At 43.6% G+C, this 16332-nt stretch carries 28 protein-coding genes and 1 other RNA gene; 8 read left to right on the plus strand and 21 right to left on the minus strand.

From position 1 onward, the window contains the following. Positions 1–36 precede the first annotated feature (36 nt). Genes PY04_RS08745 through PY04_RS08755 form a run of 3 tightly spaced genes read left to right on the plus strand, consistent with a single transcriptional unit; the run spans position 37 to position 1506 of the window. The gene (locus PY04_RS08745; RefSeq protein ID WP_014734763.1) at positions 37–642 is read left to right on the plus strand and encodes an ArsR family transcriptional regulator; all 606 of its coding nucleotides are present in this window, start codon (positions 37–39) and stop codon (positions 640–642) included. A gap of 35 nt (positions 643–677) precedes the next feature. After that, positions 678–986, plus strand: a complete 309-nt coding sequence (locus PY04_RS08750; protein ID WP_014734764.1) for a Gar1/Naf1 family protein — start codon at positions 678–680, stop codon at positions 984–986. 25 nt (positions 987–1011) lie between these two features. Next, a complete protein-coding gene (locus PY04_RS08755) occupies positions 1012–1506 on the plus strand; it encodes a metallophosphoesterase (protein ID WP_014734765.1) in 495 nt (164 codons plus the stop codon). On the opposite strand, the gene cas4 is transcribed toward PY04_RS08755, so the two are convergent. Together cas4 and PY04_RS09545 are read right to left on the minus strand one after the other, a co-directional pair. Next, on the minus strand, positions 1503–2120 hold the full coding sequence (gene cas4 / locus PY04_RS08760; RefSeq protein ID WP_048056140.1) for a CRISPR-associated protein Cas4: 618 nt from the start codon (positions 2118–2120) through the stop codon (positions 1503–1505). The two genes, PY04_RS08755 and cas4, sit on opposite strands and share 4 nt — an antisense overlap. Before the next feature lie 32 nt (positions 2121–2152). Next, positions 2153–2208, minus strand: an RNA gene (locus PY04_RS09545) — C/D box small nucleolar RNA. Positions 2209–2461: 253 nt separating this feature from the next. On the opposite strand from PY04_RS09545, the gene PY04_RS08765 reads away from it, so the two are divergent. The 5 genes from PY04_RS08765 (at position 2462) to PY04_RS08785 (ending at position 6414) form a co-directional block, all read left to right on the plus strand. Further along, entirely contained in the window at positions 2462–3022 is a 561-nt protein-coding gene (locus PY04_RS08765; protein WP_014734767.1) for a CBS domain-containing protein, read from the plus strand. Between the two features lie 74 nt (positions 3023–3096). Beyond that, positions 3097–4524 (plus strand): FAD-dependent oxidoreductase, encoded by a 1428-nt coding sequence (locus PY04_RS08770; protein ID WP_014734768.1) that lies wholly within the window; start codon positions 3097–3099, stop codon positions 4522–4524. Beyond that, complete coding sequence (locus PY04_RS08775; RefSeq protein ID WP_014734769.1) at positions 4521–5027, plus strand: 4Fe-4S binding protein; 507 nt, start codon at positions 4521–4523, stop codon at positions 5025–5027. The genes PY04_RS08770 and PY04_RS08775 overlap by 4 nt, the downstream gene beginning before the upstream one ends. Next, entirely contained in the window at positions 5024–5284 is a 261-nt protein-coding gene (locus PY04_RS08780) for a (2Fe-2S)-binding protein (RefSeq protein WP_014734770.1), read from the plus strand. The genes PY04_RS08775 and PY04_RS08780 overlap by 4 nt, the downstream gene beginning before the upstream one ends. Next, the gene (locus tag PY04_RS08785) at positions 5281–6414 is read left to right on the plus strand and encodes an FAD-binding oxidoreductase (protein ID WP_014734771.1); all 1134 of its coding nucleotides are present in this window, start codon (positions 5281–5283) and stop codon (positions 6412–6414) included. The genes PY04_RS08780 and PY04_RS08785 overlap by 4 nt, the downstream gene beginning before the upstream one ends. Before the next feature lie 2 nt (positions 6415–6416). Here PY04_RS08785 and PY04_RS08790 read toward each other — a convergent pair whose 3' ends face one another. The 19 genes from PY04_RS08790 to yciH are packed head-to-tail and all read right to left on the minus strand — an operon-like array spanning position 6417 to position 16326. Next, positions 6417–6944 (minus strand): EMC3/TMCO1 family protein, encoded by a 528-nt coding sequence (locus tag PY04_RS08790; RefSeq protein WP_048056141.1) that lies wholly within the window; start codon positions 6942–6944, stop codon positions 6417–6419. Next, the gene (locus tag PY04_RS08795; protein WP_014734773.1) at positions 6937–7527 is read right to left on the minus strand and encodes an adenylate kinase; all 591 of its coding nucleotides are present in this window, start codon (positions 7525–7527) and stop codon (positions 6937–6939) included. Before PY04_RS08795 ends, PY04_RS08790 begins: the two co-directional genes overlap by 8 nt. A gap of 60 nt (positions 7528–7587) precedes the next feature. Further along, complete coding sequence (gene secY, locus PY04_RS08800) at positions 7588–8994, minus strand: preprotein translocase subunit SecY (protein ID WP_014734774.1); 1407 nt, start codon at positions 8992–8994, stop codon at positions 7588–7590. 48 nt (positions 8995–9042) lie between these two features. Next, positions 9043–9486: an uL15m family ribosomal protein gene (locus PY04_RS08805; RefSeq protein ID WP_014734775.1), complete on the minus strand. Its 444-nt coding sequence runs from the start codon at positions 9484–9486 to the stop codon at positions 9043–9045. A gap of 10 nt (positions 9487–9496) precedes the next feature. After that, positions 9497–9964 (minus strand): 50S ribosomal protein L30, encoded by a 468-nt coding sequence (locus PY04_RS08810; protein ID WP_014734776.1) that lies wholly within the window; start codon positions 9962–9964, stop codon positions 9497–9499. 11 nt (positions 9965–9975) lie between these two features. Then, positions 9976–10686, minus strand: coding sequence for a 30S ribosomal protein S5 (rpsE, locus tag PY04_RS08815; protein ID WP_014734777.1), 711 nt, complete (start codon positions 10684–10686; stop codon positions 9976–9978). After that, positions 10683–11294, minus strand: a complete 612-nt coding sequence (locus PY04_RS08820) for a 50S ribosomal protein L18 (RefSeq protein WP_014734778.1) — start codon at positions 11292–11294, stop codon at positions 10683–10685. The genes rpsE and PY04_RS08820 overlap by 4 nt, the downstream gene beginning before the upstream one ends. A gap of 10 nt (positions 11295–11304) precedes the next feature. Then, positions 11305–11757 (minus strand): 50S ribosomal protein L19e, encoded by a 453-nt coding sequence (locus PY04_RS08825; RefSeq protein WP_014734779.1) that lies wholly within the window; start codon positions 11755–11757, stop codon positions 11305–11307. Between the two features lie 9 nt (positions 11758–11766). Then, positions 11767–12159, minus strand: a complete 393-nt coding sequence (locus tag PY04_RS08830) for a 50S ribosomal protein L32e (protein WP_014734780.1) — start codon at positions 12157–12159, stop codon at positions 11767–11769. A 10-nt stretch (positions 12160–12169) separates the two neighbouring features. Beyond that, positions 12170–12724, minus strand: coding sequence for a 50S ribosomal protein L6 (locus PY04_RS08835; protein WP_014734781.1), 555 nt, complete (start codon positions 12722–12724; stop codon positions 12170–12172). A 10-nt stretch (positions 12725–12734) separates the two neighbouring features. Beyond that, positions 12735–13127, minus strand: a complete 393-nt coding sequence (locus PY04_RS08840; RefSeq protein ID WP_014734782.1) for a 30S ribosomal protein S8 — start codon at positions 13125–13127, stop codon at positions 12735–12737. Positions 13128–13138: 11 nt separating this feature from the next. Beyond that, positions 13139–13309, minus strand: a complete 171-nt coding sequence (locus PY04_RS09705; RefSeq protein ID WP_010867449.1) for a 30S ribosomal protein S14 — start codon at positions 13307–13309, stop codon at positions 13139–13141. Between the two features lie 3 nt (positions 13310–13312). Then, a complete protein-coding gene (locus PY04_RS08850) occupies positions 13313–13873 on the minus strand; it encodes a 50S ribosomal protein L5 (RefSeq protein ID WP_014734783.1) in 561 nt (186 codons plus the stop codon). A gap of 11 nt (positions 13874–13884) precedes the next feature. Continuing rightward, on the minus strand, positions 13885–14616 hold the full coding sequence (locus tag PY04_RS08855) for a 30S ribosomal protein S4e (RefSeq protein ID WP_014734784.1): 732 nt from the start codon (positions 14614–14616) through the stop codon (positions 13885–13887). After that, the gene (gene rplX, locus PY04_RS08860) at positions 14616–14981 is read right to left on the minus strand and encodes a 50S ribosomal protein L24 (RefSeq protein WP_014734785.1); all 366 of its coding nucleotides are present in this window, start codon (positions 14979–14981) and stop codon (positions 14616–14618) included. The genes PY04_RS08855 and rplX overlap by 1 nt, the downstream gene beginning before the upstream one ends. A gap of 10 nt (positions 14982–14991) precedes the next feature. Then, positions 14992–15417, minus strand: coding sequence for a 50S ribosomal protein L14 (locus tag PY04_RS08865; RefSeq protein WP_014734786.1), 426 nt, complete (start codon positions 15415–15417; stop codon positions 14992–14994). A 5-nt stretch (positions 15418–15422) separates the two neighbouring features. Continuing rightward, positions 15423–15764, minus strand: a complete 342-nt coding sequence (locus PY04_RS08870) for a 30S ribosomal protein S17 (RefSeq protein WP_014734787.1) — start codon at positions 15762–15764, stop codon at positions 15423–15425. Beyond that, entirely contained in the window at positions 15761–16141 is a 381-nt protein-coding gene (locus PY04_RS08875) for a ribonuclease P protein component 1 (RefSeq protein WP_081482825.1), read from the minus strand. Before PY04_RS08875 ends, PY04_RS08870 begins: the two co-directional genes overlap by 4 nt. Continuing rightward, positions 16027–16326, minus strand: coding sequence for a stress response translation initiation inhibitor YciH (gene yciH, locus PY04_RS08880; protein ID WP_193384567.1), 300 nt, complete (start codon positions 16324–16326; stop codon positions 16027–16029). Before yciH ends, PY04_RS08875 begins: the two co-directional genes overlap by 115 nt. Positions 16327–16332 lie beyond the last annotated feature (6 nt).

Raw genomic sequence — 16332 nt, forward strand, 5'->3', positions numbered from 1 at the left:
TAGGAAAGGTTAAAATATATGTGAGAGGTGAGAGAGATGGGTGAGGAGTTAGGGAAACTCCTTGACGTTCTTGGAAATGAAACTAGACGTAAGATACTGTTCCTACTAACTAAAAGACCCTATTTTGTTAGTGAGCTAAGCCAAGAATTAGGAGTCGGACAAAAGGCTGTACTTGAACATTTGAGGTTGTTAGAGGAGGCGGGATTAGTTGAGAGTAGGATAGAAAAGATACCAAGAGGGAGGCCAAGAAAGTACTATATGATAAAGAAAGGGCTCAGGCTTGAAATACTATTAACGCCAACTTTGTTTGGTTCAGAGATGTATGAACCCAAGGACATAAGAAAAAGTCCAGAATATGAACAGGCAAGGGAGTTAATCAAGTCTCAGGAACCAATAAATGTGAAAATGAGAGAGCTTGCAGAGTTTTTACATGAGCTCGACGAAAGAATTAAAGAGATAATTGAAGAAAAAAGAGAGCTAGAAGAAGTTAGAATGCTCATTGAGACGTATATAGAAAATGTTATGAAAAGAATATCCGAAGAAAATAGAGCAATGATGGAAGAAATATTCAAAGAAATAGAGAGAATACTACCACCAGCATACGCCAAAAGAATTAGAGAAAAGTTCATGGAAAATCTTTAAATCATGATGAAAATGAATCCCGGATGGGACAGGACATGAAGAGGCTTGGAAAGGTTTCTCACTATGCCAAGCAGGGGCTACTTATTGTTAGAACTAACTGGGTTCCCTCACTAAATGATCCAGTCGTTGACAAAAAGTTAAATTTCATTGGGATAGTTAAGGACGTATTCGGGCCAGTCAAGATGCCCTACGTTGCTATAAAACCTAAAGTCAAAGACCCCGAAAAATACGTTGGAGAGGTTCTCTATGTAGATGAAAGGAGAAAAAGAAAGAAGGAAAGAAATGAAAGAGATAAGAAAAAGAAGGGTGGTAAAAAACAGATGAGGAGAAAGTTTAAAAGCTGAAGGATGATGAAAGGGGACCTCTCCGATGTTAGTTGGGATTCTAAGTGATACCCATTTTCCAAAAGCCTACTTTCCTACTAAAGTTGCCGAATTCTTAAAGGACAGGAACGTTAGCTACATAATTCATGCAGGTGATGTAACTGAAAAGCCTCTTCTTGAAATGTTAGAGGACATAGCTCCAGTAATAGCCGTAAAAGGGAATGCGGACAAGATTGACCTTCCAGAAGAGGAGACCCTTAACATACTTGGCCGAAAAATACTTGTCCTCCATGGGCATCAGTTCATCTCCCTTTCCTCCCAAACCCTTACATATAAGGCGTTAGAGGAAGAGGCAGACATTATTGTGTTTGGCCATGCGCACAGACCATACTACAATGAAGTAAAAACTATGGGAAGAAGGATAATCCTGATTAACCCTGGCTCACCTACCCTTCCAAGAATGAGCGAGCCAACTTTCGCAATTTTACAAGTTACAAAAGATACTATTGATGTAAAATTTTACAACGTTTGGATGCTTTAGATGTAGTTGGTAAGTGAATTTGAGAAGCATATATAATTGTAGGGACAGAATTTACAGTGTGGACCTTTTTTACCTGGAGGAAGCTCGTCTTCTTCAAGGTACAGTTTGATTTCATAGAAGAACTTTATTGTCTCCTTAAAGAGAGAGGGATCATATGGAATCTCGAACATCCTAAATCCCTTTCCGTTTATTATTGGGAAGTTATCAAAATTAAGGCCATTTATAATTCTCTCAGGAGAATCATGGAGCTTCACATAATAGAGATAGCCGTATTCAGATTCACTCCACCGAAGGTATATGTTAAGCTGAGCCAGATGGTACTCAATCGGAAATCTTGGGAGATATGACTTTCCCTTAATTTCTATAGGAAAGTTCTTATAGGCATCCATTCTTCCATGAATCTCCATTCCAAGTCTAGGGAACCTTAGCTTGATCTCTTTTTCAAGCTCAAATCCAAACCTCTCTCGGAGAACTTTACCGAGTACCTCATGAGTTCTAACGCCCTTCTCTAGCCTTGGCTTAGCAATCTCAGGCCATTTCTCAGGAAAGCCCTTTAGTCTGAACCAAACCCTTCTCGGACACATCAAGGCTTCACTGGCATAAAACTCTATCAATACTTCTCCCTCCAGGAAATACTTCGTATTGGGCGTCAGCTAATACCGACTTCATCACTGTTCAGGCTGGGCAAGGCTCGTCATCCGCCAATGCTATTATCGCAAGTGTTTTTAAGAACTTTATTTAATATACCTTCGCCGACAGCGAGGGTACAATCCCTCGCAAGGGCTCGGTCCACCCGCCCCCGCAAGGTGTCGGGTTCGATGAGCGGGGTGTGCTCACGCCGAGCCCACAGGGCCGGTGCATCCGCCCGCGGGATCAATGACCGACGGGTCTCTGTTGCCGGCCCACAGCAAAAATTTAATTACCAATTTCTTAATAAATAACTGGAGGCTCTTCAATGGTGATAATACCAAGGCCAATAGATCCCAGGGATATCAAGAAGATTAGAAAAGAGCTAGGAATAACTCAGGAGGAGCTAGCAAGGAAGGCTGGGGTAACCCAAGCATATATAGCAAAGCTCGAAGCGGGAAAAGTTGATCCAAGGCTTTCAACTTTCAACAGGATCCTAAGAGCCTTAATAGAGTGTCAAAAAACAAGAGTAACAGCAAAAAGCATAATGTCTTCGCCAATAATCTACGTAACACCAAAGGACAAGGTAGAGAAAGTCGTTAAGCTCATGAAAAAGCATAATATATCCCAAGTTCCTGTAATGGAAGGTGATAGAGTAATAGGCTCAATAACTGAGAGACTCTTGGTTAGAAAGAGCTTGGAAGATGAGGACATATATTCTAAAAAAGTCGAAGAGATAATGGAAGGTCCGTTTCCATTTGTCTCGGAAGATGAGGATCTCGAAGTTATCAAGTACTTACTCGAAGAGCATCCCGCCGTAATAGTCCAAGGAAAGAACGGAAAGCCTATTGGGATAATAACCCGGTCTGACATATTTAGGTTAGGCTAACCAAAGGTGCACAACCTTTCTATCAAAAAATTTTCATAAATTTTCTGGAAAATATTTTGTTCAGGTGAAACATAGTGAGAATACGAGATCATCCTATTCTGGAATTTAAACGCGGAAGAGAAGTGACAATATATTACAATGGAAAGCCAATAAAGGCATATGAAGGCGAAACAATAGCAGCAGCACTACATGCTGCAGGAATCAAAGTTCTGAATACTTCGAGAGTTAAGAAAAGACCAAGAGGATTGTTTTGTGCAATTGGAAAGTGTTCCTCATGCCTAATGACTGTAAATGGAATTCCAAACGTGAGAACCTGCATAACACTTGTCGAAGATGGAATGAGAATTGAGGAGAACAAACCAGTTCTACCAAAAAATGAAGGCAGTAATAATGGAAAACACGCCAGAAAAGTTGATGCAGACATCGTGATTATAGGGGGAGGGCCAGCAGGATTAATGGCCGCGATAAGCGCCCATGATGTGGGGGCTAAAGTTGTTCTAATAGACGAGAACCCAATACTGGGAGGACAACTTGTTAAGCAAACACACAAGTTCTTTGGAAAAAGGGAACAATTTGCGGGTGTAAGAGGGATTAAAATCGCAAGAATACTTGAAGAAGAAGTCAAAAAGAGGGGGATAGAAGTTTTTCTCGAAACGTCCGCGGTAGGAATATTTCAAGAGGGAGATAAAAAGCTTGTTGTAGGGGTTAGGAGAGAGAAGGAGCTAATAGAATTCTATGGAAAGGCTGTCATTGTAGCAACAGGAGCCATGGAGAAAGCAATTCCTTTTGAAAACAATGACCTACCTGGAATATACGGAGCAGGTGCTATTCAAACTCTCATGAACACTTACGGTATAAAGCCCGGAGAAAAAGCCCTAATAGTTGGAGCAGGCAATGTTGGATTAATTCTTGCATATCAGCTACTACAAGCAGGTGTTGATGTAAAAGCTATAGTGGAAGCAATGCCAAAAATCGGTGGGTATTTTGTCCATGCTGCAAAGGTGAGGAGATTAGGCGTCCCGATCCTAACCAGACACACTATTCTAAGAGCAGATGGAAAAGACAGAGTAGAGAAAGCTGTAGTTGTACAGATCGACGAAAAATGGCAACCAATTCCTGGAACAGAAAAAGAATACGATGTTGACCTAATTGCAATTGCCGTTGGCCTAAGGCCAAGTATAGAGCTTCTCCAACAGGCAGGATGTCAGATAAGATACATCAGGGAGCTAGGAGGGCACGTTGCTGTTAGAGACGAATGGATGGAAACCACGGTGAGAGGGATCTTTGTAGCAGGGGATACAGCCGGAATAGAAGAGGCAACCACTGCAATGCTAGAGGGAAAAATAGCGGGAATTGCTGCAGCACTAAGATTGGGAATTGGGGAAGATAGATGGGTGAAAGAGATAGAGAAGGCCCAAAGAGACTTAGAAGAGTTCCGTTCCGGACCATTTGGAAGGCATGTAAGTGAGGGTATTAAGAAGCTTCTGGAGGGATTATCATGAGCGAAATTCCAAATTATTTGAGATTCGGTTATATAACACCCGAAGAACTCTTCACAATAATCCCAAAACCCAGCGAGGAAAGATTAAGAAAAAGACCAGTTGCCGTTCCAGAATGCCCCCAACAAATTCCTTGTACTCCATGCAAGGAAATATGCCCAACAAATGCTGTAATTATGGAGCATCCAAATGATATACCCATTGTAGATTATGAAAAGTGCATTGGCTGTTCACTTTGTGTTCAGATATGTCCTGGGCTAGCATTTTTCATGATTCATTACATAGGAAATAAGGCCAGAATAACGATGCCATATGAACTTTTACCATTGCCGAAACCAGGAGAAGAAGTAATTCTCCTTAACAGGATTGGAGAAGAAGTTGGAAGAGGAAAAATTATCTCCGTCGTCCCTCGGGAGAAAGCGAAAGGAGATACACCAATAATTACAGTTGAGGTTCCCATCGAGCTTGCTTGGGATGTAAGAGCCATTAGGGTGGTGAGAGAATGAGAATAGTTTGTAGATGCAATGATGTTACCGTTGAAGATATTGAAAAACTCATTGATGAAGGAGTAACGGATCTAGAAGAGCTCAGAAGACTCCTGAGGATCGGAATGGGGCCTTGTCAGGGAAGAACATGTATTCCAATAGTTATCTCAATCCTGGCAAGAAAAACAGGCAAGAGGCCGGAGGACATTGCCCTACCAAATGCCAGATTCCCAGTAAGACCTGTAAAAATTGAAGCTCTGGTGGGGGGAGAGAAATGATAGGAATCATTGGGGGCGGAATCATTGGAGTAGCAACTGCTTATGAGCTCGCAAAACTTGGAGAGGATGTTATAGTTTTTGAAAAGAGATACCTCGGGTCGGGCTCAACGTTCAGGTGTGCGAGTGGTATCAGGGCCCAGTTCACAGATGAAGCTAACATAAAGCTAATGAAGTACTCAATTGAAAGATGGGGACAACTAAGCGAGGAGCTAAACCACGATATAATGTTCCAGCAAACAGGATACTTATTTTTAGCAACAAGTGAAGAGGAAGTTGAAGCCTTTAAAAGAAATATAAAACTTCAAAACAAATTCGGTGTTCCAACAAAACTAATAACTCCCGAGGAAGCAAAAGAAATAGTACCTCCATTGAACAAAGACGCATTTTTGGCAGCAGCCTGGAACCCAGAGGATGGAAAGGCGAGCCCCTTCCACACCCTTTATGCATATAAAAAGGCAGCAGAAAAGTTAGGGGCTAGGTTCCATGAATATACCAAGGTTACCATGATAGAGAAAGAGGATAAATGGAAAATTAAAACAACGAGGGGAGAATTCAAAGTAGACGTGGTTGTCAATGCAACTAACGCTTGGGCCAGGGAGATAAACTCAATGATCGGAAAGGACATAATCCCAATAAAGCCTTACAAGCACCAACTAGTAAAAACAGAACCTCTCGAGAGGGGACAAATTGAACCCCTTGTTTGCCCTCCAGCATGGAACGATAGTTACGTGATTCAGGATGGCGAAGACGGAGGAGTTATTTGCGGAACGGCGTTGGAATATGAAACTTCTCCAGATGATGTAACTCCAACTTATGACTTTGCTAAAGAAGTCCTTAAGTGGGCAGTAAAGATAATCCCAGCACTGAAACACGTTCATATTGTAAGACAATGGGCCGGACACTATGCAAGAACTCCGGACAACAACCCCGCTATAGGAGAGATAGAAGATAACTTTTATGTCGCTATAGGATTCTCGGGCCATGGATTTATGATGGCCCCAGCAGTTGCCCAAGCGCTTGCGGAAAGAATAGTGAAGGGTAGGACTAAAGTTCCCCTAGACTGGGAATGGTTTGACCCATTTAGATTCGAAAGAGGAGAATTAAGGAGCTCAGCCTTCCAAATAGGCTGAGCTCATGCCATATCCAATATTTTTCTCAACACTGAACCGACAACATAGCTCGTTAGGAAGTACCATCCAAAGTACCCAAGTTCGTCAGGTCTCAAAGCTGAGTGATACATCTTATGGAATATATCGAATAGGAAGAAATTGAACGGATACTTGACTATAGCAACCTCAAAGTACCATCTCCTCAGCCATCCCCAGAAGATTATGATTATTGGCCAGCTTATCAGCATTGGCTTAAAGAATGCATCTTTCATAATCTCATTTTGCATTTTTAAAAGCTCCAATTGCTTCTGCTGAACTTTTCTTAACTTCTTCTCGTCACCACTTTCCCTGGCCTTTTTAAACTCCTCTTGAATTTCCTTTGCCATCTTTTGCAGTCTCTTCATTTTTTCCTGATCAACAAAGATGTAATTAAGGAATACGAAGAATGCACCCAATATTATCCCGGCTACCGTAACTACCCACATTGGATGGGTTCCCCTAAGAAGAGGACCAAACATCTCATCCAAAGCTAGGTATATTCCCTCAAGCATACTCCTTCACCGCCAGATCAAGTATTTTTACGAGCTCGTTTACAGCCTCTTCAAGACCCTTATCCTCATGATTCTCAATTATCTTAATTAGTGCATTTGAGTGCATTGCATACGCTATAGCAGCGGCCCTATTTAAATCTTGATGTCTTTGGATTTGCTCCTCAGTCTCAACGTCCCTATCCCTTTTGAGATCTCTAAGCCTCCTTCCCAAAATCTCAGCTGGAGTAGCCTCGATTATCACTATGAAGTTAGGATTCAGGGTTCTTATAACATCGTAAGGAAGACCGAGAAGGTAGCCATGGGGAGTTTTTATTGTCGCGTGGGTGTCTATGAGAATTGGCTCACTTTTGGCCATTTCAACTATCTTTTCAGCAACTTTCTTTTGCAACTCCCTTTGAACTTCAAGTGGAAGCTTCCTCATCTCGTCCCTATGTTTTACAAGACCGATACGGAGGGCCTCTTCAAACATGAGATCTCCAAAATTTACGAGTTTAAACTTCGCCTTTGTCCTTTGTAAGGCCAATCGAGTGATCGTGCTTTTACCAACTCCAGGAATGCCGGTGATTATGACTACGAATGGCATTCCACACCCCCAACTTAGAAAGAAGAAAAGCGTTTAAAATTATTATGGAAGAGGGAGATGTCAAGAGGCAAAGAACTTCCTTAAGGCTGGGAACATTTCGCTTATCTGTTCTCTGGCTATCTCTTCATAGAATCTGTATATAATACCAACTGTCAACAGTATTCCTGTTCCAGTTCCTAGGGCTCCAAGGAAGTCAGCTAATACTGCAATCAATGCAACTGTTAATGATCCCCAGAACGTCACGTAGGGGATGTACTTCTGAAGTACTCTCTCAAGTGTCCTAGGATCTCTTCTGAATCCTGGAATTTGAAGGCCAGCTCTTTGCAGTTGCCTTGCTATTGACTTTGCATCAAGTCCAGTCAGCTCAACCCATAGGAATCCAAAGAGCAGGCTGAAAGCTATAGTCATTAGGAGGTAAACTATAGCCCTAACTGGATTGTCTATCACTGTAAAGATGTTCCTTGGCGGGATTACATAGAGAACAAAGCCACTTATAGGTGAACCCGTCCTTGGGTCGAATGTTCCGAGCCACGGATGACCGAACCTATCGAGGAGTCTGGCCCATAGCTGAATGTTAGCATAGAGTGCAAAAGTTAGGATTATTGGAATGTTGCTAACGTAAAGGAATCTTATTGGATACCTCCCCCTGATCGTGACACCTCTGTATCCAAGGGGTATCTCAACGCGCATGCTTTCGAAGTAAACGACCACAAGGAATACTATTATTGTTGCAACTACAGCTAGCATATCAGGGGCATTTCCACCCCTGTAAATGGCCCCCCAAAGATCTCCCTTGAGTATGTGCTGAATGAAGTATGGAATCGCACCTACTATTGCAGGTTCGCCGGTTAGGGGATCAACTATATTAGGATCGGTTAGCGGATTTAGGCTCCTAGTTAATATCCTCTGAGAAACTCCAGCAGCTATGAACAGGCTTATACCACTTCCTATGCCCCACTTACTCACAAGCTCATCTAAGATTATCAGGATCACTCCACCCATTGCAAGCTGGAGTATCATGAGGACCGCAATCGCATGGGTGACATCAACACCAACCCTACCAAAAGCCCCACCTAGTACCCAGATTGCAGCTTCAAAGAAGCACATGAATACTGAGAACACCCTCTGTAGTGCTTGATAAAATCTTCTATCTTCAGGATTTGCCAAGTCGAGCTTAATGATCTCAGAACCCACGAGAAGTTGTAGGATAATTCCAGCAGTTACTATAGGCCCTATACCAAGCGTTAAGAGGGAACCGTTTCTACCAGCAAGGACAACTCTCAGAAACTGGAAGTAATCCTGTATCTGCTTTGGTATTCCATAAACAGGAATTTCAGCAAGGACATAATATAGTATCAGAGCAAGACCTGTCCACATAAACTTTTCCTTTAGAGGAACGTGTTTCTTTGGTCTTTCAACTTCTGGAAACCACTTTTCTAAAGCATAAACTATGTCCCTAGCCCCCATAGTTCAACACCACTGTCCTTTTATGTAGGGAAGCAAAAAATAAAGGGTTCAAACAAGAACGGCCTCTCCCCCAGCTGCTTTAATCTTCTCCTCAGCCTTGGGGGAGAAGGCCCTAGCTTTAATGATGAGCGGTCTAGTGAGCTTGCCAGTCCCGAGAACTTTATCAGCAAACTGAGTTGTATCGACGATTATCTTGCCTTCCTCCTCGTATGCAATTCCCATTTGGATAAGCTCATCTAGGTGCTCGTCAATGAACTTGAGATTAACTATCCTGACCTCTCTCTGAACCTCGGGGGGTCTTGAGAATCCCCTCTTTCCTAGATGATCTGGAGCATACTTGATCGTCCATGTCCACTTGCTCTTGTTCCTCTTACCTGTTCCTGCCATACCTCTACCGCCTTTACTTCCTCCTCCCCTGTGCTTCTTCTTGCATCCCCAGCCATGAGTGTGGCTTCCTCTAAGCTTCCTGACCTTCTTCCTTCTCCTAATCATCTCACCCACCTCAGAGCATTCTCTCAATGAGATCGTTTATCTTCTCCCCTCTGTACCCAAGAGCTCCTCCTTCCTTGAAAGATCTCTTTTTGCTCCCTCTAAAGCCTCCCCTTGGAGGGTGAAGCCTGAATACTGGCTTAAGATTTGGTAGGTCTTTAAGGCTCATCTCTCCATTTACAACTTTCTCTGCAAATTCTTCAATTGTTATTCCAAGCTTCTCCTTGACGTACTCATCTGTAACTGGCTTGTTACCAATGAGCCTTCCTCTCTTCCTTATTAACTTCGCAAGGGTCTCTGCGTTTATTTCTCCCCAAGTTATGTAGTCTTTAGCCTTCTGGAGCATTCCAAGATAGCTTGGAGTATCATCCACTATAACACAGTGGTTAACCCTGTGGAGTCTGAGCATTGCGAGGGTGTCTCTTACGGGCCTCTTAACGTTAACCCTACCCCTGATCCTAATTACTGCGAGCTTTGCCATTTCTGCTCACCTCATTCAAGGGTAAAGCTTGCGGGCATTGCCCTTCCAACGACTATTCCGTATCTTTCAATCATCTCAGGTGTCACAACAACTCTGTTCGTATTGTAGAGAGCATTGAACACTGCTTTTGCAAAGTTTACTGTTGTTCTTGTTTCACCTAATGTTTGGGACCATACATCTTGAATTCCTGCCAACCTTAGTATCTTCTTACCAACGTCACCTATGACAAGACCAAGACCTCTTGGCCCTGGAATTAGCTTAACCCTAACGCTACCTTCTTTACCCTCGACTGTGAATGGAACTGAATGAGGCCTCCTGCACCTGCACTCCCAGGAACCACAACCTCTCTTTATCTCTATTATGTTAAGCTTAGCGTAGTTTATGGCCTTCCTTATTGCAATTCCAACTTCCCTTCCATGTCCAATTCCAAGTCCCACATAGCCATCCCTGTTACCAACCGCAGCCAGAACCCTGAACCTAACCCTTCTACCGCTATCCGTCATTCTAACCGTCAGCGTTATGTCCAGTATTTCCTGGTTCTCCCTAGCATTGACCTCTGGTAACAAGACGTCTATTATTTCTGGCTCTTTAATCTGGTAACCCTTTCTAAATATCTCATGAATGTCAGTTATCTGCCCCTCTTTAACTAGCATTCCAAGCTTTGTCCTTGGCTCCCATTCATCTAAAACCCTCTTTGCATACTCTTTCCATTCCTGACTCATTCTCTCGCCCCCTCACCCTCAAATTTCTCAATAATTCTCGCCTTAACCTCTTCAAAGTGTTCGGGAAGCTTTTCAGGATCAAGGCCCTTTTCGAGATATCCGCCAAATTGCCTTCTAAACTTCTCCTCATCTTGCTCCTTAAGCATCTTGGCATACTCAGCAATGTGTTCTCCTCTTATCCTGTAATCCTCGGGGAATATCTCTGGACTGTGGGGAACATTAAGACCTGCATCAACCGCACCCTTAAGTACGGCAAATACTGAACTCCCCCTGACAGGTGGATGTAGCCCTATGTCAAGTATTGCCTCCTCAATGCCAGCCTTCTTCGCCTTGTAACCTATTAGCAGACCGAGGAGATAGGCAGAGGGGGTATTGCCACAATGACCCTTCCATCCAAAGTCCCTTATCAGCTCTCTTGTATGTGCTGAGACCAATGTTCTGTCGCCCTTTGGATCGTAAACTATTATCTGAGCAATGTGATGATTGAGGCTCTTTCTAACTACAAGCCTTGGCTTTCCTGACTTGAGAAGCTTAAGTCTCTTCCTGTAGTTTGTCTTACCTTCTCTCCTCCTTCTGAACGGGACTCTATACCTAGGACCGTGAGCCATTTCTCTCACCTCACTTCCTCAAAAGACCATGTTCTTCGAGGAACAAATACAGCTGGTGCTTGCTCTTGAACTGTCCACCCTTGGCTCTAATGTAGAGCATTCTATAGGTCTTCCTATCGATTTTCTTTTGCTCCTTCAACTTCCTGAGCTCCCTTCTTAAAGCCCTAATTGTTTTAATCCAGAGCTCCTTCTTACCCATCCTTGCAGTCTTCTTACCTTTTCTGCTTCCTGGCCCCCTGTGTCTGCCCTTCTTTTTCTGTTCATGTCTTAGTTTTGCCCTGTACCTACTCTGTCCCTTGATTGGCTTCTTCTTAATGACGCCCTCCTTGATTAATCTCTTTATATCTTCCCTCGTTATTGCATCAGCAACTTCATCAACTCTCTCAGGATCAATCCAAATCCTATTCTCACCACACTTGAGCAGTTCAGCAGCAATTCTCTTCTGCATCTTTAAGGTCTTCATTCTCTCACCTCACAGTCTTGGGTTTAGCACCTTAATTCCTAGCTCTTCAGCCCTCTTGAGTATCTCAATCCTCTTCTTCCTACCAACAGTATGAGCTATTCTAGCAGCCTGCCTCTTTGGATCAAGCGCTTCAAGTTCCTTAACGTTATGAACTAGAACCTCCTCGTATCCGCTTGGATGAAGCCCTCTAACAAGCCTTGGAGAGCTCCAACCAATGCTTGGTGATCTTGGCTTGCCTTTAAGCTTAAGCCTCATCTTGCTGTCTATTCCCTTGGGCCTTCTCCATTTAGGATCGTTCTTGAACTTTGGATACCTCCACCATTCCTGCCTAAGGAACCTTGGCTTTTTCCTCTTGAGTCTCGCCCTCACGCGAAGGAGCCTCTTAAACTCTTTCTCGTCCATATATCCCACCTCAGAACGTTATAGGCTTGCCAGCTTTCTCAACAATGTAGATACCATCCTGGAAAACTCTCCTATCCCACTTGGTTATTCTAGTTGCCTGCTCAATATTTGCAGCGGTTTGCCCAACTGCCTCCTTGTCTATTCCTTCAACAATTATCTCCTGGCCTCTAACTTTTACAGTAACACCTGGGAGAATCTTGGCCTTTCTCGGAGCCTTCTCACCAAGGAAGTTTTCAATTATAACCTCATCACCCTGAACCTTAACGGTAATTGGGAAGTGGCTGTAAACTACCTTAAGCTTGTAAGTGAAACCCTCTGTTACTCCCTTGATCATGTTCTTGATGTGTGCCTTGAATGTTCTTGCTATTGCCACATCCTTCCTTCTTGGGAAATCCTTGTAAATGACAACTTTCCCATCCTCGACGAAAATCTTCACTCCTGGCCAAAAGAGCTCCCTTTCGACCTCTCCCTTTGGACCCTTAACCTTGACCTTATAGCCCTCAACTGCAACTTCAACCCCCTCTGGGATCTCAACTTCCTCACGAACCCATGCATCGACTGGCATTTCTCTCACCTCAGTACACGTAGGCTATCAGTCTTCCACCAATTCCTTTCTCTATTGCCTCTTTGTGACTCATAACGCCTTGAGATGTTGAAACTATCAATATTCCAAACTCGAATGCTGGAAGGAATCTCTTCTCCCACTTTTCAAATTCTGAAACTTTAACTGGGAATCTAGGCTTTATTGCTCCTGCCCTGTTTATCCTGCCAAGTAGCTGAACTCTGTAAACTCCTGCCCTCCCGTCGTCTATGAACTCAAACTCACCGATGTAACCATACTTCTGCATAACCCTGAGGACTTCGCCGATCAGCTTTGATGCCGGCTTTATGTACACTTCTCTCTTTCCGACCCTCTCACTATTGGTTATATGGGAGAGAGCGTTAGCAAGTGGATCAAGTAGCGTCATCTCTTCTCACCTCACTCATATTTCCTAAAGCCAAGCTTTGGAGCTACCTCTCTAAAGCAGTGCCTACATAGCATTAGGCCGTGAATTCTAATTATTGGGCCATATTGCCCACATCTAATACATCTTCTCGCTCCTTTTCCAAACTTTCTTGGCTTCCTCTTATTATAATCAGCCTTCGCCATCCATCATCCCTCCACGATCTCAACTCCAAACTCTTCCATCATATATAGCATTCCTTCCTCCTTTGTTAGCTTGTGTCTTGTGGGTATCTTTGCCCTCTTCCTTTTCCTCCTCGCAACCCTAAACCCTGGCCTCTCTAGGGTGACACACACGTCCATTCCAAATATTCCTATCTCTGGATCATATTCAACTCCTGGTATGTTTATGTGCTCCTCAATACCAAAGCACACATTTCCATGTTCGTCAAAGCTTGATGCCTTAAGCTTGTTATCAACGGCTGCAAGTAGCCTTCTAAGCATTTCATAAGCTTTTGGGCCTCTTAAAGTCACTTTGACTGCTATAGGTTCTCCTCTTCTAATTCCAAAGTCTCTGTTTGTCTTCTTTGCCTTCCTCCTAATGGGTTTTTGACCAACTAGTTGCTCGAGCATCCTTTCAGCCTTGGTAAGTCTCTCACCGCTCTCTCCGACTCCAATGTTTATGGTAACCTTAGCCACTCTTGGCCTTCTCATCGGGTGAGCTTCCCAATCAGCAAGTATTTCCTCCCTGTTCGGTATTGCTACTGCCATTTGAACTCACCTCATGGGAGTGAAATCTTGGGCTTGTCTCTGCCCACAACAAATGCATACTCTTTTAAAGTGTCGAAGAGCTCTCCTTCTTCATCTTCAATGGTGACTACATCTGGCCAACCCATTGGGAACCTCTTTATGTCGACGATTCTACCCTTTCTTGCAACGTTCTTACCCTGGGTAACGAAAACGTATGCTCCTTTCTCGAATGGAAGGACTTCAAGAATTTCCCTATCTGGAACTTTCATGAGAACCGTGTATGAGGTGAAGTAGTTGTCCTTCTCACTTAGTGGTATTAGATGGTTTGTTCCATCGTGGAAGTTCAACTGGATCTTTGCCCCTTTAACCATTCTCTTGTTCCTAATTCTGAGTGGCTTTATATTGGCCTCCTCTTCACTTATTGGGTGGAGGATCAGCTTTCCAATGCTGTTTGGAAGAACTCTATAGTGCTCACCAGTTTCGGGTATCGAAACAACATCCATTATACCAACTGGGAACTTGTAGTCTTTTCTAACCTTACCATCTACAAGGAACTTACCCTCATTGAGAATCTTCCTGGCCTCTCTAGCGGTTTTGGCATAGCCGAGGTAGTCTCTAACTATGTAAAGGAGCGGTATTGAAGTCTTCATGTTGTGTGGTCCAGGCCTTGGCCTAACGGCCCACTTGTATGCCTTCCTCTCAATATACCATGATGGTGGAGCAGCAAGTCTCTTAAGGTGCCTCTTAGGACCTTTTCTCGCCATTATCCAGCCCTCCTCTCAATTATTTTCTTTCTTTTCTCGTCATCGAGATTAAGCTCAATTATCATAACGTTTGAGGGATGAATTGGATAGAATACCTCAGTGCCGTTTGTCTTTCTGATGGTGGCACCTTCGACGAAGATTCTATACCTCTTAAGATCTACCTCAACGACTTTCCCTTCGTGTCCCTTGAAGTCACCCCTCATTATCCTAACCTTATCTCCAACCCTAACCGGGAGGTTTCTAACCTTGTACTTCTCCCTAAGCTCCTTGCTTAGGGGAGCTGACATCATCTTTTGCCTGAGATGAAGGGGAGCATTATAAAGGAACTTTCTCTGCTTTCTTGGTTGTTTTGAGTTTAGCTTCATACCATTCACCTCACACAATTATACTCGCTATACTTCCAATTCTAACCCATCTCTCAGCTGCTTCTCTCGCAACTGGACCTCTAATTTCTGTCCCCCTTGGAACTCCTTCGGGTGTAACTATTACTGCTGCATTGTCTTCAAACTTGACTCTCATGCCATCAAGTCTCCTGTACTCCTTTCTCTGCCTAATTATAACAGCTCTAACAACTTGGTGCCTCATATCAGGTCTTCCCTTCTTTACAGTTGCAACGACCATGTCGCCAACGCCTGCTGACGCGAGCCTCCTTCTCGTTCCGTGGTATTCAACTACACCTATTATCTGAATGACTTTTGCACCACTGTTATCTGCAACAGTTAGGTAAGCCCCTATGGGAAGAGCCCTAGTTGGCCTTACGGGGCTGACACCTCTCGTAGCACCTGCTCCCTTCTTTGCCATTTAGCTCACCTCCTCTCTTCCGCCCTCTCAAGGACAGCAACAACAACAAAGTGCTTGGTCTTGCTCAAGGGTCTTGTTTCTGCAATCAGTACTCTATCTCCAACCTTCGCGTTTATGCATGGTGGGTTGTGAGCATGTATTCTGCTCCTCCTGAGCTCATATCTCTCATATTTCTTGAGATAGTGATAGTACTGCCTCTCGACTGTGACAGTCTTCCTTGGCTTGTCGCTGACTACGATTCCCTCGAACACTCTACCATGGATTTTAAGGTGCCCATGCCAGGGACATTTTGGATCGTCACACTTTTCAGCAGGAGGTTGAACCCTCAAACCTATGTCTCTCATCATTTTCTCCACCTCTTCTTCAATCTCATCTCAGGTCTGCCCACCAATCTTTCACCAGATATTTTAATTTTTGTGCCATCCTCGGTCTCAAACTCAAAGATGCAAACATCCTTAGGAACTCTCCAAACCTTCTCCCCTACTATCACCAAGGTATTTCTGGTCTCATCGACGACATATCCCTCAATTCCTATAAACCCAGGATGCATAGAGCCAACTACCCTAGCCTTCAGTCCAATGAGCTCGTGCCAGATAATGTTTTTCCTGTTTACTCTACCTCTATGAGCTCCTCTGAAAATCCAAGTTCTGCCAACAATTTCTTGATACGGTCTCTGTGATCTCCCTGAAGCTCTATTCTTCCGTTCTTTGCTGTTCCTCCGCATGCTAACTTCGCCTTCAGTTTCTTTGCGATCTCTTCGAGGTCAAACTCCTTTTCATCTATGCCCTCAATTATCGTCTTTATTTTTCCGTACCTTGCCCTTTCTGTGTAAACTCGGATTCTCTGCTGCTCCTTAAGGACCTCCTTAAAGAGCATTTCATCAAGGGGGTTTACTATCCTCGGCACCAAACACCA

This window comes from Pyrococcus sp. ST04 (assembly GCF_000263735.1).
GTDB lineage: Archaea > Methanobacteriota_B > Thermococci > Thermococcales > Thermococcaceae > Pyrococcus.